The organism is Falsiruegeria sp. JB4-1 (genome assembly GCF_055693495.1).
Genome location: NZ_JBVFTZ010000001.1, coordinates 619,340 through 642,426, shown reverse-complemented (window position 1 = coordinate 642,426; position 23,087 = coordinate 619,340). Strand labels below are relative to the sequence as shown.

20 protein-coding genes and 1 pseudogene are annotated in these 23,087 nt (G+C 54.9%); 7 read left to right on the top strand and 14 right to left on the bottom strand.

Annotated elements, in window-relative coordinates:
* The first annotated feature begins 71 nt into the window (after positions 1-71).
* Positions 72-958, top strand: a pseudogene (gene yghX, locus ACZ1HE_RS03235) (YghX family hydrolase).
* A 608-nt stretch (positions 959-1,566) separates the two neighbouring features.
* Here yghX and ACZ1HE_RS03230 read toward each other — a convergent pair.
* The 7 genes from ACZ1HE_RS03230 to ACZ1HE_RS03200 form a co-directional block, all read right to left on the bottom strand.
* A complete protein-coding gene (locus ACZ1HE_RS03230) occupies positions 1,567-3,216 on the bottom strand; it encodes an amidohydrolase (RefSeq protein ID WP_472619533.1) in 1,650 nt (549 codons plus the stop codon).
* Positions 3,217-3,267: 51 nt separating this feature from the next.
* The gene (locus tag ACZ1HE_RS03225) at positions 3,268-3,480 is read right to left on the bottom strand and encodes a sulfatase/phosphatase domain-containing protein (protein ID WP_472619532.1); all 213 of its coding nucleotides are present in this window, start codon (positions 3,478-3,480) and stop codon (positions 3,268-3,270) included.
* Complete coding sequence (locus tag ACZ1HE_RS03220) at positions 3,465-4,832, bottom strand: sulfatase family protein (protein ID WP_472619531.1); 1,368 nt, start codon at positions 4,830-4,832, stop codon at positions 3,465-3,467. The genes ACZ1HE_RS03225 and ACZ1HE_RS03220 overlap by 16 nt, the downstream gene beginning before the upstream one ends.
* 18 nt (positions 4,833-4,850) lie before the next feature.
* Positions 4,851-6,626, bottom strand: coding sequence for a TRAP transporter permease (locus tag ACZ1HE_RS03215; protein WP_472619530.1), 1,776 nt, complete (start codon positions 6,624-6,626; stop codon positions 4,851-4,853).
* Positions 6,593-7,294, bottom strand: coding sequence for a hypothetical protein (locus ACZ1HE_RS03210; RefSeq protein ID WP_472619529.1), 702 nt, complete (start codon positions 7,292-7,294; stop codon positions 6,593-6,595). The genes ACZ1HE_RS03215 and ACZ1HE_RS03210 overlap by 34 nt, the downstream gene beginning before the upstream one ends.
* Positions 7,263-8,138 carry a TAXI family TRAP transporter solute-binding subunit gene (locus tag ACZ1HE_RS03205; RefSeq protein WP_472619528.1) on the bottom strand — a complete coding sequence of 292 codons (876 nt, stop codon included), beginning with the start codon at positions 8,136-8,138 and terminating at the stop codon, positions 7,263-7,265. Before ACZ1HE_RS03205 ends, ACZ1HE_RS03210 begins: the two co-directional genes overlap by 32 nt.
* A gap of 236 nt (positions 8,139-8,374) precedes the next feature.
* A complete protein-coding gene (locus tag ACZ1HE_RS03200; RefSeq protein ID WP_472619527.1) occupies positions 8,375-8,893 on the bottom strand; it encodes a MarR family winged helix-turn-helix transcriptional regulator in 519 nt (172 codons plus the stop codon).
* 161 nt (positions 8,894-9,054) lie between these two features.
* Here ACZ1HE_RS03200 and ACZ1HE_RS03195 point away from each other — a divergent pair, with 161 nt between their 5' ends.
* Genes ACZ1HE_RS03195 through ACZ1HE_RS03180 form a run of 4 tightly spaced genes read left to right on the top strand, consistent with a single transcriptional unit; the run spans position 9,055 to position 12,159 of the window.
* On the top strand, positions 9,055-9,909 hold the full coding sequence (locus tag ACZ1HE_RS03195; RefSeq protein ID WP_472619526.1) for a GMC family oxidoreductase: 855 nt from the start codon (positions 9,055-9,057) through the stop codon (positions 9,907-9,909).
* Positions 9,848-10,009, top strand: a complete 162-nt coding sequence (locus ACZ1HE_RS03190) for a hypothetical protein (protein WP_472619525.1) — start codon at positions 9,848-9,850, stop codon at positions 10,007-10,009. The genes ACZ1HE_RS03195 and ACZ1HE_RS03190 overlap by 62 nt, the downstream gene beginning before the upstream one ends.
* The gene (locus ACZ1HE_RS03185; RefSeq protein WP_472619524.1) at positions 10,006-10,656 is read left to right on the top strand and encodes a GMC family oxidoreductase; all 651 of its coding nucleotides are present in this window, start codon (positions 10,006-10,008) and stop codon (positions 10,654-10,656) included. The genes ACZ1HE_RS03190 and ACZ1HE_RS03185 overlap by 4 nt, the downstream gene beginning before the upstream one ends.
* 45 nt (positions 10,657-10,701) lie before the next feature.
* The gene (locus tag ACZ1HE_RS03180; protein WP_472619523.1) at positions 10,702-12,159 is read left to right on the top strand and encodes a sulfatase family protein; all 1,458 of its coding nucleotides are present in this window, start codon (positions 10,702-10,704) and stop codon (positions 12,157-12,159) included.
* A gap of 464 nt (positions 12,160-12,623) precedes the next feature.
* Here the strand turns inward: ACZ1HE_RS03180 and ACZ1HE_RS03175 are convergent, their stop codons facing one another.
* Together ACZ1HE_RS03175 and ACZ1HE_RS03170 are read right to left on the bottom strand one after the other, a co-directional pair.
* Positions 12,624-13,526: a LysR family transcriptional regulator gene (locus tag ACZ1HE_RS03175; RefSeq protein WP_472619522.1), complete on the bottom strand. Its 903-nt coding sequence runs from the start codon at positions 13,524-13,526 to the stop codon at positions 12,624-12,626.
* 81 nt (positions 13,527-13,607) lie between these two features.
* Entirely contained in the window at positions 13,608-13,787 is a 180-nt protein-coding gene (locus tag ACZ1HE_RS03170; protein ID WP_472619521.1) for a hypothetical protein, read from the bottom strand.
* On the opposite strand from ACZ1HE_RS03170, the gene ACZ1HE_RS03165 reads away from it, so the two are divergent.
* The gene (locus ACZ1HE_RS03165) at positions 13,786-15,255 is read left to right on the top strand and encodes an arylsulfatase (protein WP_472619520.1); all 1,470 of its coding nucleotides are present in this window, start codon (positions 13,786-13,788) and stop codon (positions 15,253-15,255) included. The genes ACZ1HE_RS03170 and ACZ1HE_RS03165 overlap by 2 nt on opposite strands.
* Positions 15,256-15,364: 109 nt before the next feature.
* Here ACZ1HE_RS03165 and ACZ1HE_RS03160 read toward each other — a convergent pair whose 3' ends face one another.
* The 4 genes from ACZ1HE_RS03160 to ACZ1HE_RS03145 form a co-directional block, all read right to left on the bottom strand.
* Positions 15,365-15,916 (bottom strand): hypothetical protein, encoded by a 552-nt coding sequence (locus ACZ1HE_RS03160; RefSeq protein WP_472619519.1) that lies wholly within the window; start codon positions 15,914-15,916, stop codon positions 15,365-15,367.
* 79 nt (positions 15,917-15,995) lie between these two features.
* Entirely contained in the window at positions 15,996-16,676 is a 681-nt protein-coding gene (locus ACZ1HE_RS03155; RefSeq protein ID WP_472619518.1) for a hypothetical protein, read from the bottom strand.
* Between the two features lie 132 nt (positions 16,677-16,808).
* Positions 16,809-18,479: a sulfatase-like hydrolase/transferase gene (locus tag ACZ1HE_RS03150; protein WP_472619517.1), complete on the bottom strand. Its 1,671-nt coding sequence runs from the start codon at positions 18,477-18,479 to the stop codon at positions 16,809-16,811.
* 31 nt (positions 18,480-18,510) lie between these two features.
* Positions 18,511-18,783 carry a hypothetical protein gene (locus ACZ1HE_RS03145; RefSeq protein WP_472619516.1) on the bottom strand — a complete coding sequence of 91 codons (273 nt, stop codon included), beginning with the start codon at positions 18,781-18,783 and terminating at the stop codon, positions 18,511-18,513.
* A 128-nt stretch (positions 18,784-18,911) separates the two neighbouring features.
* On the opposite strand from ACZ1HE_RS03145, the gene ACZ1HE_RS03140 reads away from it, so the two are divergent.
* Positions 18,912-20,225 carry a tetratricopeptide repeat protein gene (locus ACZ1HE_RS03140; protein WP_472619515.1) on the top strand — a complete coding sequence of 438 codons (1,314 nt, stop codon included), beginning with the start codon at positions 18,912-18,914 and terminating at the stop codon, positions 20,223-20,225.
* 279 nt (positions 20,226-20,504) lie between these two features.
* Here the strand turns inward: ACZ1HE_RS03140 and ACZ1HE_RS03135 are convergent, their stop codons facing one another.
* Entirely contained in the window at positions 20,505-23,024 is a 2,520-nt protein-coding gene (locus ACZ1HE_RS03135; RefSeq protein WP_472619514.1) for a patatin-like phospholipase family protein, read from the bottom strand.
* Positions 23,025-23,087 lie beyond the last annotated feature (63 nt).

The following is a 23,087-nucleotide window of genomic DNA, read 5'->3' as shown; positions in this document are numbered from 1 at the left end:
ACTCAAACCACCTAAGATCCTTTGATCTGACAATCCACCTTGCGAACCGCCAAATCATCAGGAGATTCACAATGACTCGCATGACGGCAAAAGACTTCGACCAGGAACTTCTGGACCTGTACGACTTTTACGCGCACGGCAAAATCACCAAGCGCCAGTTCCTGAACCGCGCCGGTAAGTTCGCGGTTGGTGGTCTATCCGCGGTCGCGTTGCTGAACATGCTCAGCCCGAATTATGCAATGGCCGAGCAGGTATCCTTCAACGATCCCGACATCCATGCAGACTACATCACCTATCCCTCGCCAAATGGAACCGGCGACGTAAGGGGCTACCTTGTTCGTCCTGCCGGTGTGGACACCCCCTGCCCGCAGTGTTGGTGATCCACGAGAACCGCGGCCTTAATCCCTACATCGAAGATGTGGCGCGCAGATTGGCGAAAGCTGGGTTCATGGCTCTGGCCCCAGACGGGCTGACGTCGGTCGGCGGATACCCCGGCAACGACGCGGACGGGCGCGAGCTGCAAAAGACAGTGGACCGGGTCGAGTTGATGAATGATTTCTTCAATGGGTTTGAACACCTGTTGAACCGGGATGACTGCACCGGGAAGGTTGGCGCTGTGGGTTTCTGCTACGGCGGCGGTGTTGTTAGCGCGATTGCCGTGGCTTACCCGGAACTGGCCGCAGGCGTGCCGTTCTATGGTCGCCAGCCAGCAGCCGAAGATGTCGCCAAAATTCAGGCGCCAATGCTAATCCAGATGGGAGAGCTTGATGAGCGCATCAATGCAGGTTGGCCAGAATTTGAGGCTGCTCTGAAATCCAATGACAAAGTTTACGAGGCTCATATTTACGAAAACGCGAACCACGGTTTTCACAATGACAGCACGCCTCGTTACGACGAGGAAATGGCAAACCTGGCCTGGGACCGGACCATTGATTGGTTCACCACCTATCTGAGGTAAATACGGGTACGGCGAAGCGCCGCCTTGAATTTGAATCGCTTCGTCGCAACCCTCAGCTTACCAGAGCCGAACCCATTGAAGCCCTTGTTGTGACAGGGCTATCGGCCATCCTCTTTTGGTCCAGCGGGATTTGGACAAGCCAAACGCCCCAAGCCGTCAGGGTGAGGGCGCTGCCCTCCCCCTTGGGCCACCCTTTTTAGAAAGGGCCGTGTTCTCGGCTGTGCCTGAGGGCCGCGCCACCCCTGTCGACTAGCCTTACCTCACCCCCTCTTGCGTTCGCCACGTGGCAGATGAGACGAATTGTATGTGGGTGTATGAATTGGGGGCCGCAGGACATCTGACCCAAAGGTCAAATTCAAAGGATGTTCAACATTGGGGGCGCCTTCTGATGTCGAACGTTCACGGCTTTTTTTGGTCTAACTATGACAGTTGGGTCAAGTTCGTGTGACGTTCAACATGTCGCTAGTAACCTGAAACTAGCGTGGAAAACGCTTCGTCGTACAACGGCACTGCCCAATTTTTCCCGATTGCAAATGCCCGTCAACTAAAACGATCTCATCAGATGTAGAAGCATGGCTTTACAGACCCGAACAACCATTCTTTCGCATTCAAACCTCAAAAACTGCCTGCCCTTTCCAATAGGTACTTTGGGGACGGGTCGCAGCAATATCCATTGGCTGGACACTTAGCAGGTTGCTTTCCAAGACTACAAAGTCGGCCCATTTCCCGACCTTCAACGAGCCTGTTTCGTGCTCCATACGCATTGAACGCGCGCCATTTATCGTAAAGACCGGAAGAGCATTCGCCAGCGAGATCGCTTGGTTTGGTGCCAACATACCGGGAAAGTTCGGGTCGGCGCTGCGACGTGTCAACATACCTGACAAGCCGGTCCAGGGATTGGCGTCGGGCGCAGCGGCAGGCCAGTCTGAGCCATAGATCACCTCGGCATTGGCGGCTAGGAGATCAGCAATGCGATGGTTTTTCTCGACGCGGTCTGTCCCAAGCAGTGCCTTTTGGACCGCTGTTCCCGGATTGGGGTACCACATCTTGGGCGACACCTCGGCGACGGCGTTCAGGCTGTTGAAACGGGACAAATCCGCATCCGAGACAAAACTAGAATGTGCTATTTCATGGCGCATGTCGCTGGGGCCATTGGCCGCTCGGGCCGCGGCTATTGCATCAAGCCCTTTTCGGATCGCGTTGTCTCCAACCGCATGCATCTTCACCGTGAACCCGCGTCTGTCCAACTGGATCAGCATGTCGTTCAACTCGGCTGGCGGAATGAGCAGAGTTGCATCCGGATCGTGTGAGGCGACGTCATATCCGCTTTCGGCAAGATAGGGTTCGATAAAGGACGCCGTGAACCCAGGTGCCACGCCATCAAGAAACAGCTTGGCAAAGTCCAGTCGTACGTTCTCGCTGGCATACTGGCGCCGCAGGCGATCCATCTCGTCATAAGGCACGAGGTCCCCGCCCAAGGGGCTGGAGTGCACAATATGCGCGGCCATGTGCATGCTTAGATCGCCGTTTTGGTCCGCTGTCTGATAGGTGCGAAGCTCTTCTTCAAACGCCATCGGTTCCTTGAAAGCGGTGAACCCAAAGCTGGTGAAATAGCGCACCGCTTCTCTCACCGCCTCGCCAAGCTGATCTGGCGAGCGCGCGACAAGGGCCCGGGCTGCGGCGGTGGCGGTTTCGGCGAGAATGCCGTTGGGCGCGCCGGTGGCAGGGTCACGTTCGATGATGCCACCCGGAATGTCCAAAGCATCAGGGCCTATGCCTGCGCGCTGCAGAGCAAGAGAGTTGCACCACAACAAATGCTGGCTGGCATCGTGCAGCACGATTGTGTGCTCTGTCGAAATCGCATCGAGCAGTTCGCGTGGGTTCGCCCCCATTTCCGAGCGCATCACCGGTCGCCACGGACCACCGAACACAACCTCGCTCGGATCGTTGTTTAGACAGCGCTCTCGGACGGCGTCGAGCAAATCGGTAAGACTGGCGTCAAAACCCACGTAGATGTCGAACAACGTGCGGCACGCCCCCCAGAGCGCGTGGGTGTGACTTTCGACCAGACCCGGCATGACAAACCGTCCATGCAACCGATGGATGGTTGTGCCGGGACCCGTGAGATTTTCAACGTCAGAAGAGCGACCAACCGCCGTGATTTTCCCACCGGTGACAGCCATCGCCTCGGCCAAGGGATTAGCGGGGTCCATCGTCAGGATTGTGCCGCCTGTCCAGATTTCATCAGCATGTGGCAAGGGCGGCGTCCTTCCTTTGGATCCGTGACGAAAGCACGGAGAACTGTATTTTCAAGCGAGGCGATCTGCCTGCGGGCTTTCATCCATTTGGGCAATCAATTGGTGCACAAGCCGTTCGGACAGCTGTGCCCGGACGGATTGATGATCGGGGCTGTCCCAAAGGTTTTCGGTCTCATTTGGGTCGTTGGTCAGGTCGTACAGCTCACCCCAATCCTGATCCCGATAGACGGTGTAGCGCCACTCGGGCGTCACGAGAGCGCGCACCCGTGCCTAAGCAAATCAAACCCAAGGCGACTGCCACCATCATTGTATTCGACCAGCGTTTCGCTCCGGAGGCCTTCGGCGCCTTGCGTTGCTGGCAGAAAACTCTGACCTTGATTGCCGTTAAAGGGTTTCAGCCCTGCACGATCCAGGATCGTAGCGGCAAGATCCACCGTCGAACACAGTGCGTCCGATGAAGTTTCTGAGGGCCCGTCCGGATCGGACCAGATGAAAGGCACCCGCGTAATGCTGCGGAAGGGCAAGGCACCCTTGAGCATCAAGTTGAAGTCACCCAAATAGTCGCCGTGATCCGAGTTGTAGCAGATGACGGTATCGTCCAGCTGCCCGCTCTCTTCCAATGAGTTCAGGATGTCTCCGATGGCATCATCAATAAACGCCATCATACCGGCCGATAGGGCCATGGCTTCTTTGATCTGTTGCTCGCCCAGCATCATCGCGGTTTGAGGGGTCGCCTGGCCACCGCCATTCTTCCACTGATCATGCAACCAGCGCATCGGCGGTGTCGGGTTCTTGTGTGCCTGGAACGGCAGGGGCACCTCGAAATCGTCTGGGTTGTACATGTCCCAGTATTTTCCCGGTGGATTGAAGGGATGATGCGGGTCGGGAAAACTGACAAAGGCAAAGAAGGGTTCGTCCTGATCCGCGCGCGCCTTGATATAGTCGACAGCCCGGTCGCGGATGTATCCGGTGGGATAAAGGTCTTCGGGGATCGGTGTTCGATACGCCTGCGGGCACGAATAGTTGTGCGGTAGTTCATTCGCGGGATTGGTCAGAGCTTGCCAATCCTCTGCGTTTTCTCGGAACCACTGCTGATAATGGCCGCCACAACGGTCCCCATGCGAGGTGACCATATCGACGTGCTGGTAGCCGTAGTAAGGTGTTTTGATGTCGTAGCGTTCTTCGCCTTCATAGTGCTCGGGCTCTTCTTCGTACTGTGCCAGCCGGGTGTCTTTCCAGGCCTCAGGCATAGCCGCGATGTCCTTTGGGTCTTTGCCCATGGGCGCGATGCCGGTGAAGGGTTGCAAGTGGCTCTTACCAATGGCCGCGGTGTGATAACCCGCATCGGCAAGGGCATCGACAAAGGTACAGGCGTTCTCTGGCAGGACACACCCGTTGTAACGAAGACCATGCACACTGGGGTATCGGCCAGTCAGAAGCGAGGCCCGGTTTGGCATGCAGACGGGCGACGCCGTGTGAAAGTTGTCAAACCGCGTGCCGCGCGCTGCGATGGAGTCGATATTGGGGGTCTTAAGGACCGGGTGGCCGTAGCATCCCAACCAGTCCGCGCGCTGTTGGTCCGTTATGAAAAACAGAAAGTTCGGGCGTTTCTTCATTTCATTATCTTCCTGCCTTCAAGCGGTTTCGGCGCGCCGGGCACCAACACGGTGCCAAGCGAGTGTCGCGATTGCAAAAGCGATGGCGGCAAACTGTATGGTTTCCGGTCGCATCAACACGGCCACGGCGGTCGCAAGCCGGATGAGAACCCAGACGATTGAGAGCGGTCGTGCATCATGCCCTGCAAGCGCACTTGCAACCAGGTACAGGGCCAGAATCAAACGCGCCAGCAACCATAAGAGAGCCCCGATCTGGATGCCGTCCTCATACCCCGGCAGGCGTTCGCCTGAGGTGCTGGCCGGGTCAAGCAAGGCTTGGTCCACCAGCAACAATTCAGGATAGAAGGCAAACACGAAGGGGATTGCGAACATCACGATTCCGGATCGAACCGCGCTGAACCCGGTCGCCATCGGTTCGGCCTTGGTGATTGTCGAGGCGGCGAAAGCGGCAAGCGCAACCGGTGGTGTAATCGCCGACGCAATGGCGAAGTAGAAGATGAACATATGCGCCGTGAAAGTTGCAATCCCAAGCCCGACCAACAATGGTCCCATCAGCAAAGCCACGTTGATGTATGCGGGAACGGCGGGCATCCCCATGCCCAACAGCACTGCCAGAAGCATCGTGATTGTGAGGGCAACAAACTGGAAGGTCGTGGAGCCGCCTCCGCCAAGATCGAGCGACAACAGGAAACGCAGCACATCAATCGCCACGAATTTGGACAGCCCAGTGAAGTTCAGGCAGACATCGATGACGGTCACCGCGAGCAGCATCAGATACAGCGTTGAGATGGTGATGCCCGATTCTGCCAAAGCGTCCAGAACCTTGCGAGGCTGTGCCCGGAACTCCTTGTCGAGGAACAGCAGGACAAGAACTAAGGCCGCAGCCCACCAGCCGGTCGCGCCCGCGTCGCCCGCGGCGTTCTGGAAGACCTGTAAAACCCACGGCAGCGAGGTCACGACGCAGCGGTCGTTTTGGAACACAGCATCAGCACCCAGAAGTGCAGCCAAGGGTCCGCAACCCACCATGTCCTTTGGTGTCAGCAGGAAAATGAGGATCATCAGGATCGGCAAAAAAATCTGCATCAGGTGAATGATGTCCTCGCGGTTGATCCGCATGTCTTCGGTCAGCTCTCCGAAGGCCTCGATACCTTGCTTGCGTGATTGGAATGAGGCGCTGAGGAACAGACACAAGAAGTACGCCACTGCAGGCAGGGCCGCAGCGATGATCACATCCCGGTAGGGCACGCCGGTCATGGAGGCTAGGATGAAAGCAGCCACGCCCATCACGGGCGGCATGATGGACCCGCCGGAAGAGGCTGCGGCTTCTACACCACCAGCGAAGACTTTGGAGAACCCGCGCTTCAACATCATCGGGATCGTGAGCACACCGGTCGAAAGCACGTTGACGACCGGCCCGCCCGAGATCGTGCCGAATAGGGCCGAGCTGACGATGGCCGCGTGCGCCGGACCACCGCGCAGGTGGCGGGTCCAGCGAAAGGCGATCTTGATCAGTGTTCGTCCACCGGCGGATTTGCCAAAGAGCGCACCCAGAATGATGTAAGGGAACACCATGTTCATGATGACGTTCATGAACCGTCCCAAGATGCCCGAGGCATTGTTGACCAACGCGTCATGCACATTTGGCACCCCGTCAAGGAAGGTTCGGGGCTCGCCGCCGAGTTTGGTCATGAAATATTTGTTGATGTCGTCAGGTCCGTGGAAGTACCAAACCAGAACAGTGCCCATGGTGTAGAGCGCGATCAGGATCGCGACGGCGACCAGGGAAGTCCCCACACCTTGATATTGTACCCCAGGAAAATCAGCATGGCTGCGCCCATGATGGCCACCAGCCAGACACCGGTTGTGTTGACGCATTTAGGGTCTTCAACCGTATCAGGCGCTGGCAGGCCCATGGTTTCGGCGAACTCAATCTCGGCCTGCAAGGTTTCGGCCATGATCCGTGCACGATCTCCGTTCAATGCGTCGATCAGGCAAACACTGTCGATTTCAATGAGATAAGTGAGGGAAATGGCCCCGGCCGCGACGATCAATGCGATGTCCATGAAAGCGCCGAACCAAGCGTAATGTCTTCCTCGCCAAGATCGCCAAATCGAGTGCGCAAGCATCACGATAAGCATCATGATGAAAAACACGATCGGATAGAACCATTCGGTCGCGAAACTGCGAACCTTAAGGTTCTCGACGCCGGTTAGACTTTGCCACATCTCGGTCCAGCCGGGGATCACGGGCGTGCTGTTCACGACCCCCATGGCCACGAAAATCAGCGCCAGGACATATACCGCCCGATTGGGAAACAGCTCGTTCTTCAAGTCTTGTCTTTCTTTGTCGATCACTTTGGTCTCAGCCTTCTGAACTAAGAGATCCAGCGCCGCCAAAACTGGCGGCGCCCGTTTTTTGGGCGACTTTGGGTTATTGCGCGACGGCGCAATCATCCACTTCATAGCCAGCATCGCGCCAGGCACGAGCTGCAGCGGGGTGGTATTTGACCGGGTTGGCACCACACATACCTTGCATGGGGAAGTCATAGCCAACGGTGTCGCCGTAAGGCGCCTTGGATTTCAGTTCATCAAGAGACTCGATGTACGTCGTCACCAACTGATGAACGAGCTCATCATCCATGTCCTTGTGCACGACATTGCCGCCAATCGTGGCAAAGGCGCGGAAAGTGTCGTCTTCAGATACGAACGACCAGTCATCGCCCATGACGGCCGCGATATCTGCAACAGGAGCGGTCCATGGCGCGCTACCAGGGGCCTTCATGTATTTCCCCATCGCCTCACTTTCGTAGGCCGACTTGGGCATCGACCAACCGGTCATTTTACCGGCTGCACTGGGGATGGTCAGACGGGGGCTCGGGAACAGTTCCGGAAGAACGACCGCATCCGGCTCACCGCTGCTGATCAGCGTAGCGCCCTGGCCCCAGTTGATCTGCATGCCTTCATAGTCTTCGCCGTCTTTCAGACCCGCCACAATCTGGATCATGCTGCGAGCATTGGTCAAAGCACCGCCTCTGGGCGGGCCGTTATAGATCTTGCGACCTTTCAGGTCGTCCCAGCCGCCAATGCCTTTGGAGTCATAGGCAAAGAGAAAGAAGATCCCCAGAACAAAGGGGTTGATTGCGCGAAGATTGCCCGCCAGTTCGGCTCCCTTTTCCTTGCCCAGAGAACCGTAGGGGCCAACACCGCGGTTCATCAGGAACGGAAGAATGTAGGGCGTTCCGGCGATATCTGTTTTGCCTTCTGCGACGTTCTGGATCGAGTTGGTCAGTGTTTGACCATCCGCCAATTGAATATTGGCAACTCCCGAAGTGCCTAGCAACCTCGGTCAAGTGAGCGAGCGAAAGATGGGTCGCGCCGCCGGGGCTTGCCGTTTCAGCTGTCAGGTTGACCTGCGCAATTGCGCTGGTCGCCATTGTCATTGATGCGACCGCAGCCGCGATCAGTTTCATTGATTTCATAGTTTCCTCCCTGGATCTGAAACCTGATTTTGCGTGTTCCGCGTCACAGCGGCCAAACTTGCAACTATTCCGCGACCAAATTCTCCCTGGTATTGAAGACCTCCACCCCTTCTTGGCTGTCCTCCAAGCCACCAGTGGTCAGCGGTGCGCCGTTCAATAGATCCAGCAACCGCTTGAGTTCTTCCAAGTCCTCAGACGACAGCTTGTCCGTGAAATTTGCGGTAACTTGTTTGGCTTTGGGCCAAATGCGCTCAACTGTTTCGATCCCGCTTGGCGTGAGCGACATCAACTTGCGGCGTTTGTTTCTCGGGTCTTCGCGGCGCGAAATCAGTCCCATTTTCTCTAGGGCTGTGGCGGCTCGGCTGCCATGCGCGGGATCAATCGATGTGTGCTTCGTCACATAGGCTACGTGGCAGCTGCCAAACCTGGCGATTGAAAACAGCAACTGCCATTCAAGCAACGCAAGGTTTTCATTTTGCAGAACGTCGCGCGTCAATGCCCGCCGGACCGAACTGGTAAATTTCCGGGCCCTCAGGGTAACGAAGTTGTCGATTTCCTCTGATGGAATGAGTGCTCCGTGCAATGCGTCGCTCCTGCAGAATCTATTGACTTGTTAAGTTATATATTGGCAAGTGCAATATATAGCAAGTGCAACATTGCTGGCCGTACAGCCTCTCGCATGATGATCGAGCTCGCGCATGTCGTCACGACAGGCATACGTGCGGCTTAGAAACGGGACCAGTTATGGAGAAGTTGACCTTTGATTACGTGATTGTCGGCGGAGGCGCTGCAGGGTGTGTTCTCGCCGCTAGGCTGGCTGCGGAAAGCGCATGCACGGTCGCTCTGCTGGAGCGTGGCGGCCCTGACAAGAACCGCTGGATTCATATCCCCGCCACCTTTTTCAAGGCGCTCGAGAGCGGCGATGCCGACGTCGTCACGTCAGAGCCTGATCAAACCCTGGGCAATCGACCGTTTCCGGTGCCACAGGGAAATGTGCTTGGCGGCGGGTCATCGGTGAATGGCATGATCTACATGCGTGGTCAGCATCAGGATTACGACGACTGGAAGACGGTGCACGGCTGCGACGGCTGGGCGTTTGACGATGTTCTCCCTGCCTTTGTTGAGCAAGAGGCGAATGTCCGGCTGGGCAATCCCTATCATGGGCGCGAGGGTCGATTGATCGTTGCCGACCCGTCCGAACCCCACCCGGTTTCTGCCACTATTCTCGAGGCCGCCTGGTCGGCCGGGTTGCCCGAGACCGACGACTTCAATGGTAAACATCAGGACGGAGCGGGTTGGTATCAGGTCACTGCGGCGCACGGACGTCGCCAATCTGCGGCCACGTGTTTTTTGCGGCCTGAGATGGGACGTGAGAACCTGACTCTCCTGACCAACCATCTCGCCTGCCGGATTCGCATTGAAAACCGACGGGCTGTCGCCGTTGAGGTGCGAGACGAAAGAGGGCGCGATGCGGTTGTTGCCGCGCGCAAAGAGATCATTCTGACGGCTAAGCAGCTTTCACAGCCCCAAGCTGCTCATGCTCTCGGGCATAGGCCCGCGCGACGAGTTGCAACGTCACGGTATCGACATTGTTCATGAGGCTGACCAAGTGGGCCGCAACCTTCAGGATCATGTTGGAACGCCGGTGACGCGCCGCCTCACCGGGGCCAGGGGCTGTACGGTGCGGAACGCGGTTTGACGGCCTTGCGGCACGGGCTGGACTACTACGGCTTCGGGCGTGGGCTGTTGACCTCGAACCTGTTACAAGCCGGAGCCTGCACCGACACGAGCGGGTCCGACCGCCCCGATGTCCAGTTCAACTTCGCCCCTTTCGCACCCGATGCGCCGGGCAAGCCGCCTCTGCCCTTTCACGCGGTACAGGTGCATCCCATGACTATGCGCCCCAAATCTCGAGGTCGCCTGGGTCTGAAATCACGCGATCCCAAAGACGCGCCTAAATTCTCGTCGCGCGCCCTCTCGGAAGAGGCCGATCTTGATACGTTGCGCCGTGGCGTGCGACTTGCGCGGGAGATTTTCGATCAACCACAGTTGCGCACCATTGTAGGAGAGGAAATTTGGCCCGGCCCTATGCTGGGGTCCACCGTGGGGTCAAATACTCTCGACGATGCCATACGCGACCAGGCGCGGACGATTTTCCACCCCGCCGGGACGTGTAGAATGGGTCCGTCGGACACCGCTGTCGTGGACACAAAGTTGCGCGTGAACGGAATAGATGGCCTTCGGGTAGCGGATTGTTCGATCATGCCCGTACTGGTTTCCGGAAACACGAACGCGCCGACCATGATGATCGCGCACCGCGCAGCAAATTTTATTCTGAACGAGTAACCAAGACGACCTGACATCCGCACCGAAGATACCTGAGGAAAACCCATGAAACGCCCGAACATCATCCTGTTTATGTCAGATAACCAGCCTGCGGACTTGCTGGGGTGTTATGGCAACGACGAGGTTCAAACACCTCACCTGGACAAATTGGCCGCGCGCGGGGTGCGCTTTCAGAACGCCTATTGCGTCAATGCCATGTGCTCGCCTTGCCGCGCGTCGGTTCTGACCGGACTGATGCCCAGCCAACATGGCATTCATAATTGGTTGGACGACCGGCTGATAAATCACTGGCCAAAGAACTGGTCAGCCATTGGCGATTACAACAATATCCCCTCGATCATCAAACAGGCCGGTTACACAACCGCATTGATTGGAAAGTTTCATCTTGGGGTGCCTTTCGTGCCGCAATTGGCCTTTGATCACTGGGTCACCTTTCCGCACGGCCATACAACCAGCTTCTACAACAATGACGTAATTGATCAGGAAGAGCGTTACCGCTTTGCCGGTCATACGGTCGATTTCTTCACCGACAAGACCATTGAATTTCTTGAGCACCAGGTGGGTGAGGATGACCCGTTTTTTGCCTTTGTCCCCTATAACGGCCCATATGGGCACTGGCCCGCAATCAAGGGGCGCCCCGATTTCGAATTTGCAGGCCTCTACGACAATGCCGACATGCATTCGATCCCCAGAGAAGGGCTTGCAAGTGAGGTGTTGGAAAGATTTGGGTTGCGCGTTGCCGAAGGAGGCGTTCGTGAACAGTTCAAGGGCCCGCTTCTCTTGCCCAACAACGTAGAGTCGCTGCGCAATTACTTTGCCCAGATCAGCCTTATCGACAGCGGCGTCGGGCGCATTTTGGAAACGCTGGAGCGTCTAGGGATGGATGAGGACACCATCGTGATTTACACGTCCGATCACGGCTTCTCTCTCGGCCATAACGGCATTTGGGGCCACGGCGCTGCTGCTTTCCCGGCCAGTGCACACAGGCCATCCTATCACATTCCCATGATCATGGCGGGCAGTGGCATCGTCGAGGGAGACGTCTGTGCTGGATTGAGCAGTCAGATCGATCTTTTCCCCACCTTGGCGTCGTTGGTCGGTGCACCGGACGTCAGCCCCAGCCTTCCAAGCAGCGCGCGCGATCTTGGCCCTACTTTGCGGGGTGAGACCTTGGAAGGGGCCGACGCTGTGTTTTTCGAACAAGAAGAAACAAGGGCGGTACGGACACAAGAGTGGCTCTATGCCATGCGCTTCCAGGGCGCGCCGTCTTATCCGATGAAGGACGAGCTCTATCGACTGACGGATGATCCGAATGAGAAGCAAAACCTTATCGATCAGCCCGAATTGTCTGGGGTGATTTCCGACCTCCAAGGCAAGGTCACGTCATTCTTTGCCACGTACTCTGTCCCCGAATACGATCTTTGGCGCCGTGGTTCAGCAAAATCGAACGTGACTTACCAAAGGCTCTGGCAAGACGCACTGGGGACAAGGTTGGCGCCCTGAGTTCTCAAACTAAACGATGAACTTCGACGTCAGCGTAATCCAATTCGACTGGGCAGAGGATAGGTTCGAAAGTCAAACTTAAGATTTTGAAACAAGGACCGCTTTAGCTAGTCACCGCCCTTCGGGTTCTGACGCATGGATGACCGGTATGGGCCGTCTGAGAAGACGGTCCACAAGCTTGGATTTCGACGGCTTCTAGAATCGCTAACTCGCCCAAACCGGACATTCGGACTACCCTAAAGATCCTGCGCCCGCGCCTGCTTTGCAGTCATTCGCTGCGTTCGCGAAACTTGGAAAGGGATGAACTCACACAATGCGGACTTTGCTGCCATTGGCCATTTGCGTTCAAAAGCCGCCGTCGGTGCAAAGCGGAACTTTGGCAAGTTTATCGAGGCAAGGAGGAAGGGCTAATATGGGCCAGTAAATGTAGGATTTTGAGGTCTCTTTACGCCTCACTTGATTGGTCACGCCCGATACTTAGCAAGCTCGTTCCAAAACAGTTCAACCGCGGTGGACGTGTTCTGCGACTTACGCGCCGCGCAAATGTTCCACGTAAGGTTCTGCTTCATCGACACGGGTTTGACTGTGTTTGCCCGGATCAGCTCAGCGAACGTGTCTGGCATTCCTCCCACAATGAAGTCAGGCTCCGCCAATAATCCGGTCAGGAGGTTGTAGTCGTCGCATTCGATATGCGGCTGGGCATTAACCTTTTTGACGGCCTCGTCATCGCCACCAAGTGACTTTATCAAGGTTGCTTTCCAGTGCTTGTGAAGATGCGGTGAAGCAAAGGAATACTCGAAAATACCGGCCATCGTTTGCGGGCCGCGCTGGTGAATTTCATGATCGCGATGCGCAACAAACTGGATCTTCTGCTTTTCCATCACCATGATCTCGACATCTTCGGCGTCCGGCGTGTAGGTCAGATCGCCTAGGAATACATCGAAATCCCCCGCCTGCAACAAGTCGAGCGGGCGTGCGTAGGCACTCACCAGAATTCGAAAGCGCAGGTCCGGCATTACCTGCCGCACGGCGCGCAACACGGGCAGGATCAGGGTTCTCGTGGTCAGCGGTCCGCAACCGACCAGCAACGTGCTCGGCCCGGTTTCGCGCAAACCGGCCACACGCGTCGCATATCGGTTCAGGTCTTCGCGCAGCGCTTGGGCGATTGGCAAAAACTCCTGCCCGGCGCGTGTCAATGTGCTGCTGTTTCGGCTTCGGTGAAACAAAACAAGGCCCGTGTGGTCCTCTGCCTGCCCCACGTAGCGAGACAAGGACGCATTGGACACACCCATCGCGCGAGCGGCGTTTTGGAAGCTACCGGTTTCAGCCAATGCAAGAAAGGCGGTCAAAGCGTTTTCGTTCATCATGCGGTCAATTTCATTTCAGGTTTCGCTTTTTAGGTTTCACAATATGAAATCCTGGTAAAGCTCTGTTGCGACACGAAAGTCTCAATCGCTATCCCTGATGGACCCTTCGATATTCCCACCATCGATATCGTCTTCTACGTCCACAGAGGTAAAAATGTTCATTCTTCGATCTGTTGCGGTTTCCGCAACGCTGGCCACAGCTTCGGTCTGTGCCATGCCAGTTTTGGCCGAAACCGACCAACCCAATATCCTTGTCATCATGGCCGACGATGTCGGCTGGGCCAGTCTCGGCAGCTACCACCAGGGTGTGAAAAGCATCAAAACCCCCAACCTTGACCAACTTGCAGCAGATGGCATGCGTCTGACGGATTACTATGCGCAGCCAAGCTGTACCGCCGGACGGTCTGCCTTTATCACCGGACAGTTTCCGGTTCGAACCGGGATGCACACGGTTGGCCTGCCCGGAGATCCTGAAAAAGGTCTGAACGAAAACGACCCTACTCTGGCCAACATGCTGAAATCTTTGGGCTACACAACCGGCCAATTTGGCAAGAACCATTTGGGCGATATGAATAAGTTCCTGCCGACCGTGAAGGGCTTTGATGAATACTGGGGCTGGCTTTATCATCTGAACGCGATGGAATACACATCCGACCCGGACTGGCCGAAAGATCAGAAATTCAACGACACGTTTGGTCCCCGGAACATCATCCACGCCTATGCGACGGATACAGTGGATGAAACCGTTGATCCACGCTGGGGCCTGGTTGGTAAGCAACGCATCGTCGACGATGGCCCGGCCCCGCCCGAACGGCAAAAGACGCTGGATGACGAGGTGACGGCCCATACGCTGGACTTCATCAACCGCGCAGTCGACAGCGATACGCCGTTCTTTGTCTGGATGGCACCGGCGCGGGCGCATGTCTGGACACATCTGAGCCCCGAATACGAAGCCATGTTGGGCGACGGACGCGGCTTGCAGGATGTCGTCATGAAAGAGCTTGACGACAACGTGGGCAAAGTCATGGCCCAGCTGGACGAGCTGGGTGTTTCGGACAACACGATTGTTGTCTTTACATCAGACAACGGCCCCGAAACCATGACCTGGCCCGACGGGGGAACAACGCCGTTCCACGGCGAAAAGGGCACGACATGGGAAGGCGGCTTTCGCGTCCCGGCCATCATTCGCTGGCCCGGTAAAGTCCCAGCCGGAACCGTGAGCAACGGAATTTTTGCGGGTCTTGACTGGATGCCCACCCTTGTTGCCGCCGCCGGAGGACCTGACGATCTGACCGGATCATTGCTGCAGGGCTACGAAGGTTATCAAGTGCATCTGGATGGATACAATCAACTGTCGTTCCTAACTGGTGAGGGCGAGAGTAACCGGGACGAGATCATCTACTACGAAGGCCCGGACCTGCAAGCTGTGCGCCATGGCGACTGGAAAGCACATTTCACGATCCAAACCCAAGGTTGGGCAGGTCCAAAAGAAGAACTGAACGCACCCTTATTGTTCAACCTGCGCCGCGATCCCTACGAAAAAGCGGCCGAGGAATCGGGAATGTACACTCGGTGGATGGGCAACAAGATGTGGGCATTTGGTCCTGCCGCCAAGATTGTCCAAAATCACCTATCTACGTTCAAGGAATATCCTCCACGGGGATCGGACATAACCAATCAGGACCATGTCGAAGAGCAAGTTTCGACTGAAGGCGGGATGTCACAATAGAAATCATTTCTCGGGAGGCATGAATCCTTGCCTCCCGATCCATAAAGAATTTTCGGGAATACACCGGCTAACCAGGGTCTGCTTTCACACCTAAGCTTGTCATTTGGACTCAATGCAGCATCGGGAATTTTTGGCTCCAAGCCTCATCTCCGCCCGCAGTTGAAAGCGCACCAATATTCGCTTCCTGTTTTAGGTTGTTGTATCGAATTCCACCGTGAACATCAAAAGTGAACCGTTGACCTGAACTATTTAGGACACCATCTGCGATCCGGTACGCTGCCATCAACGCCACCCATTTTTGGCGTACGGTTACGTCATATGCCGCGCCAGCCGGGCCGGGCAGATTTCCGTCGGCTTTTATGCCTACGTAGTTGGCGTCGACAACAACACCGAAATCACCTTTCCATGCTTTGTACCGCCCTGAGGCAGCGAAATCGAGCAGATCCAGAACGTCGCTAAGGTTAAGATCAATTGGCACGGTACTCCCATTTATGGTGGACGTACCGGTAGTGCTCAGCGGCGCGAACATGTAAATACCGACTGTGTGACGCCAGCCGTCTTCACTTTGCCCCTTTGCTGGAAGTGACTGCGCCCAAGCCGTGATCGGGATCATTATCGTCAGTTGGGCTACGCGCAACGCCTGGGTCGTACTCTTTCCCATCTGTAATTTTTCTTGATGTGATCATCTGTGCGGGATGTTGAGGTAAAACGAAATAGTTCTGTTGTGATTTGGGGACGCATCAGTACTTAAAGCGAAGACCTACGCCTAGGCCGCCATCAAAGCTCCTGTCAGACCCAAGTCCGACGAGTATGTCACCATAAATCGCCAGCTGTTTGTTGACGTTGTAACCTAACTGGATTTCAGCGCTTGCAGGGATTGCGTCCCGGTTCCAGTCATATGGTGCAATCAGGTCCAGCTTGGCCCAGTAGTCCTTGGCAAATGGTTGAAGCGCGATCAGCCTCAACGCTGTTTGGCTTACGTCGTTTGGACCGCTGTAGGATGCAAAATGTTGGACCAAGGGAATTAGTGTGAGGCCTGTTCGTGAATTTGCAAATGCGATCCCGCCGAATGGTGCCAGAGTGTCGGCGCCCGATCCTATGCCTTTCGCTGCATCGCCTAGATCCAGAGACCATTCCAGACCGACGGCCGTGCGCATTCCCCACGTTTCATTGAGCATAGATTCCGAAGGGAAATAGATCGCTTTCAAAATGACCTTTTCAAAGCCTTGCTCTCTTGTTCCTGTGATGTCTGTGGAGTTGTAATGAAGCTCGTATTTCAGCTTCAAATCCGGTCGCAACATATACGCACCATCAATGTACAGATCGTGCAACTGCGAACCGTTCGTATTATCGAAAGTCTGAAACCTAATATCTGTGTTGTTGACAGCCGCCAACGGGTTCGACGCGTTTTCCTCGGCCAAGCCGATTGATGCAGACAAAAACGCGAAAAAGCTGAAAACTACAGAGATCTTCCAGATGTGCATCGTAATGTTCCGCATGTTTCGTTGAAAAACGACGGGCGCCAGACCGATTGACCTGGCACCCGCTCTTTTTTAGTGCCAGCTATCAAAGACTTCTCTTGTCTCAATGCTTTCAGGGCGCAAATTTTCGATGCCTTCGTAGGGCTTGCCTTTGCCCAAGGGCAGATGTGGGTGTTTTTCGATGGTCAGCGCGTGGCGTTTGGCCATGTCTTGAAAGCTTGCACCTGACCACAAGGCGTTTCCAATTTGCGGGTTCTCCTCACGTGGATCGCGCAGGATATTGAAGACTGGAGCAGCTGCACCAGGAACGCCGGGGGCGGGCATATGCATCTTGAATTCCTGTTTTACGATAGAACGCAGAACCGGCCCCTCGTAAACGTAAACGTAATCACGCCGGGAATTGCCCTCGCCTTCGAGAAGCAAAGCGGTCTGATCCACCCCGTCGATCACCCGGTCGCGCGGAATGTAGTCTGTCGCGTTCGCGATACGGGCAAATGTGGTGAACATATCGCTGACATGCACAATGTCTCCGGCGGCACTTCCTGCCTCGATCACACCTGGCCAGCGGATAAATGCATCTGTACGTACCCCGCCTTCGAGGTGTTGGGTTTTACCACCGCGGTAAATCAATTGCGATAGGCCCGAAGTACCCTCGTAGTGATACATCAGACCGTTGTCGGCCATCAGCATTACAACAGTATCTTCGCGAAGACCCAACTCATCTACTTTGGCCAGCAGTTCACCAATCCATGTGTCCAGAAGCTGTAGCTTGTCTGCATGAAAGCCACCGTTGCGCGAAATTGCCTGTTCCGGATAGGCAAAGTTCAACGGATACAGCGGCCAGTATTGCAAAAAGAAGGGATCGTCTTTCTGAGACAGGTTTTCCAATTGCTCCAGGATCTGCGCTTGATAACGCTCGTTCATCCGTTCGTAATGGGCTTGTGTCCATTCTTCACCCGGTTGAAGGTCGATTTCCTTGGCTGTCCCGCCAGCTTCGCCTTCCAGCCCCGTTACGAGCCCATATGGACGAAACCTCTGATCGATGTGAAACTCATTCGACTGCCCGGACGGGTGAAATCCCAGCATATTGTTTGCCTGCATGGCCTCTCGTGTCATCAGGCTGAGCTGAACTTGCTGGTGAACCGGAAAAGCTGCCCAATCAAACCCTTGGTTGTGAGGATAGGATTGTTCGATGTCGCCCTGATGCCACTTGCCTACATGCGACGTATTGTAACCGGCCTGCTTTAGGACTTCAGGCAAAGTAACTTCTTCAGATGCCAGGCCTTCACCCACCAAAGCGACCTTTACTTCTTCAACACCAGCGCGCACGGGGTGGCGGCCGGTCAGAAACGCGGTACGCGTCGGAGTACAGGATGGCTCGGTGTACATGCGCATCAGCGACATGCCCTCTTGGGCCAACTTGTTGACGTGTTGGGTGTCTATCCCTGTGACGTAATTCATTGCTCTGTTGCCCATCTGGCCAAAGCTGACGTCATCAATAAGGATGTACAGAATGTTCGGTGGCTTGCCACCATTCTGGTCCCGATACTCAGCCAATTTTGCATCGATGGATTTGTCTTGCTCTGCCCAAACGTCACCATGCTGGGCGGCAAGGAAGTTGTATTCGCCGTCGCGAATAATGTCGTCAGTTGCGCTTGCTTTGTTCGAAGCAAGGCCGCTCGCAAACAATACTACCGCCCCGATTCTAAGCCAGCCGATGTCGAGTTTGGATCGTTTTTTCATTTTCGGTCCTTTGTCTTTGATGCAAGTGGTTTCATTTCGCGACGCGCGCCAGGATTTCATTTTCAAGAGCATTCAGTGTGTTTTCGAGTTGGCAGACCAAATCCGGTGCGGTCTTAGATGCGTCGTTTTCCAAGCCCTTCAGCCCCATCAAGAGAGACTGGTAGTCGAGGCAAATTTCGTTCAGGATTGGATCAATGAGCCGTTTTTCACGGACCGTTTTCAAACTGAGCAAGTATTCCCGTCGTTCTCTCAAGAAATTAACCTTCTTGCTTGGCCGCAGCAGCCAGTGTGTTTTGACCGCCACCCAAACAAGTCTATGATCTGAGTTGCATGGGGAAGTGATACACGGTAAATTGCCCCCTTAATGTGTTGAGGTTGTGGGTAAATTTCTTTCCACGCAAAGCTGGTGATCCGAGAGGGCATGAGGAAGCCGTGACGCAGGAAACAGAAATCCGAAGAACTCTAGCAAAAATTACTTCTAGCGAAGCTTTCGTTACTTCTCCGCGGATCGTCGACTTTCTGACATACGTGGTCGAAGAAACGCTCGCCGGTCGTCAGGAGTTGATCAAGGCCAAGACCATCGCAATGGATGTCTATGGGCGTTCCATCGAAGATGATCTGCAAACCAACTTGGTGCGGGTTGATGCGGGGCGCCTCCGGCGCATGTTGGATGACTTTTACCTGAACGAAAAAGAGAGCATTTCACTACGGATCAACGTTCCTAAAGGGACTTATGTTCCCGAGTTTGAAACGATGGTGTCTGGAACTGCACCCACAGAAACCGCGTCCGTATCTTCCATTCAATACTCGCCGGGCACTTCGACATTCTTTTTGTCAAAGACAGGCATATTAATCGGCCTGGTTTTTGCCCTGTTTGTTGTTGGAAGCATACTATTTGTTGGTATTCCTAAGGACGTCTCTGACAGCGCTGAAACGATGCGAAGGGCTGCGGAACGCACTGCAACATTTGACGTCTCACCAGCGCGCTTGCAAAGTGTGACGCTGGTGGATCAAGCCAGATATCTGATTTTCCCGGCGTTTGATCCAGTCCGTCTCCAAAGTTCGCTCTCTTTGTTCGAACGCGCGTTCGAACTTGACCCTTACAATAGTGACGCCCTTGCTGGGCTTGCCTTGATGACGTCGATGAAGGGGTTCATGTTGCCTCCATCAGATGCGCGAACTCAGATGGTCGATCAGGGCTTGCTGCTTTCTGATGAAGCCGTCTCTATGGCTCCCTCTTCCTCCTGGACCCAGATTGCAAAAGCCTGGTCATTGTTTGTTGCAGGTAGCCACGATGAGGCAATAGATCGTGCAGAATCTAGCGCACTTTTGGCGCCCAAAGATTCCACGATACAGGATTTCCAGGGTATTATTTATCTGTTTACGGGCCGGTTCAATGAAGCGATACGGGTCTGTGATCCCGAATTGGACGGCCTACCATATGATGGTCGTTCGCCTAGGATAAACGCCTTAGGCGCCGCGCATTTTCAATTGGAAAATTACCAAAGTGCAATAGTTGCATTGCAAAGGTCGGTCACTGATGGCGCACCCGTGAGTTCCGTTGCCTCAGCTTTTCTTGCTGTATCTTATGAAGCAAATGGCCAATCGGAAGAAGGAAGAAGGCTTGCCGACGAAATAAAGAAAGCCTGGCCAAATGTAGACGTTGTTTCCTTGACCCAGAGACTGTTCGCGCCTGGTGTCGATATGAACGACTTTATTTTCTTCGCTAGCAAAGTTGGATTGTGAACATCGGCCTTCTTGATGGTTGGAAATGTGGCAAAGGCGTAGTCAGCCCCCAATCGATATACTGGCCCGTCGCGGGCTCCCAACTCTTCTAAGGATCACGCTCGCCCTTGAACTCCACGCTTTTGCGCGGTTTGTCGAGCGCATCCTACAGGTGCTTATTCCTGGATCGTTTAAGACTGCCTACTGGGAAAACGGTAATGCCTGCGTCGACAGCGCCAGAGACTAGCTTTACTGTACTCTCGATCATTGCCATGATTGCAACCATCACCTTGTGGGGCTTCAAAATCCACCGAGCAAAGTCCCAAGCAGGATGATAGCGATCAATGCAATCATCGGCGCCAGAACAGCAACTACGAATATATCACCATATGCTTCTCGATGGGTCAGTCCACAAATGCCGAGCACCGTGATTACCGCGCCATTGTGGGGCAAGGCGTCGAGAGCGCCCGAAGCGACAGATGTGACGCGATGCATGGCTTCCAACGAAGTACTGGTTGCGGCGGCAAGTTCGACAAATTGTGAACCTAATGCATCAAGAGCGATACTCATACCGCCAGAGGCAGAACCCGTGATCGCTGAGAGCGTCGTAACAGAAACCGCCACGGCAACAAGCGGATTGCCCTCACTCAACCCGAGCATGGCATTTGTGATCGCCTGAAAAACAGGAAGTGCCGCTATAACGGCGCCAAAACCCACGAGACTTGCTGTGTTGAAGATCGGCAAAACGGCCGCATCAGCCCCCTTGTTGAGACTTGTTTTGACGCTTTCCAGACGAGTCCAATTTGTTGCGAGCAGGAACAGGATCGAAGTTGTAAGTGCGACAATGATTGACCAAACGCCACGTACGGCCTCAATGGTTGTCTGACCAAACAACGGTTCGGCAAGGTAACTGGTATCAAAATGCGGTACCGCCACCTGGATGAAGAGGAAGTTAACCACGACCACAAGCACTACTGGGGTGATGGCCAGCGCGAAGCTTGGTTCACTCGTTTGACGCAGATTGCTTGGTTCAATTTCGTTCAAGTCGAAGCCTTCGCCCTGGGATCGCGCGCGCATTTCACTGTCCGGTTCGGGAAGCACCTCGTCGTGTTGTCCATATCCTTCACCGGCAGCTTCTGCACGGGACGCGCGGTGGTTGAGCCACGCCATTCCTAGGCCAGCCATGATGGCGGCCGCGATGATCCCGAGACCCGGTGCGGCAAAGGCTGTGGTTCCGAAGAATGGCATCGGAATGGCGTTCTGGATCGCAGGGGTGCCAGGTAGAGCTGACATCGTGAAAGTGAACGCGCCCAGCGCGAGCGCTCCGGGAATGAGGCGTTTGGGAATATCCGCGTCACGGAAGAGAGCGGCTGCGATCGGATAGATCGCGAATGCCACCACGAAGAGCGAGACCCCGCCGTAGGTTAGTACGCCACAGCACAAGACGACCGCTAGAATGGCTTTGTCAGCGCCAAGCTTTGCAATCACCCAATGTGCAATCGAACGCGCCGAGCCGCTATCATCCATAAGTTTGCCGAAGATCGCGCCAAGAAAGAAAAGCGGAAAAAAGGAAATGATAAAATCGCCTGTATTCGTCATGAAAATCTGCGTGAAGCTGGCCAGCAGCGGCAGTGCGCCCGTCAAAGCAGCAGCCAGCAAAGCGAGAAGCGGCGCCAATATCAGCAGCGTGACACCGCGGAACGCAAAGTACATGAGCAACAAGAGCGCGAGTAGTACGGAAACAATATCCATCATTTCTTCGGCTCCCGATTGGTGCCTTCCGCCAGATGTGCCTAGCTGGAGGCTTTCTTCAAAAATCTCTCTAGGCCGCCAAGTTGCGGTCTTTCCAACGTCTGGCCACGCTGAGTTCACCCACTCGTCAGCAGTTTTACGCCCGATTTCGAATAGGTGGTCCAGAAAGGCCATCTCGGCGTTCATCTTGCTGGACACACTGAGGTTACACATGGCCCCAGATGCATGGATCCTGTGCAATCGCCCATCGCGGTAAGCCGCGCGATCCAGATTGTCGTGTTCTATAATCTCCCAGAGGAACCCAAGAGAACGTATTTCTTTCATCAAACTGGCATTGAATGTAATTTCGTTAAGGCGATTTTCGATCTCATAGGGTGTTGTGGGAATTTCTGCGCGTTCGAACGGATTAATTTGAACAATGACAATGTCTCGCGCCTCGGTCTCATCCACCAAGGGGAAGAGCGGTGGATTACCCATGTAACCGCCATCCCAGTACGCTTCACCGTCGATTTCCACAGCCTTGAAGACATGTGGAAGGCAGGCCGACGCCATGACCGCATCTGCACTCAGATCGGGTTGGCGAAAGACTTTGGGGCGCCCGGTTCGCACATTTGTTGCGGACAGAAAAATGCGCGGCCCTTCTGCTGAATTGATAGCTTCAAAATCAAAACAGTCCCGCACAAGGTCCCGTAAGGGATTAATGTTAAGCGGATTAAACTGATACGGTGACGCCATTTGACGTGTAAATTGCGAAATGATGAAACCGGGAGAATGCTCTAGGTTCCAGTCGCCCCTTAACCTGTCCAATATAGTTCGTTTGTAGGGGCTTGCCCTGCTAGCCCGACTCACCTGTGTCCAATAGTGCCTAAGCAAGTTGCGGGCACCCTCAGGCCCAGCCTGTGTTAGACCCTGTGCTAGTGCCACGGCGTTCATTGCCCCGGCGCTGGTGCCAGAAATGCCCACTATTTCAATATCTTCAAGCTGTAGCAATCGATCCAGAACGCCCCAAGTGAACGCACCATGCGATCCACCGCCCTGAAGAGCGATATCAATTTTCTTCTTAGGCACAACCGAAGCTCCGTGAGACTCTTAGCAGATGCCCCATCACTATGCCGCATTGCAGCAATTGCT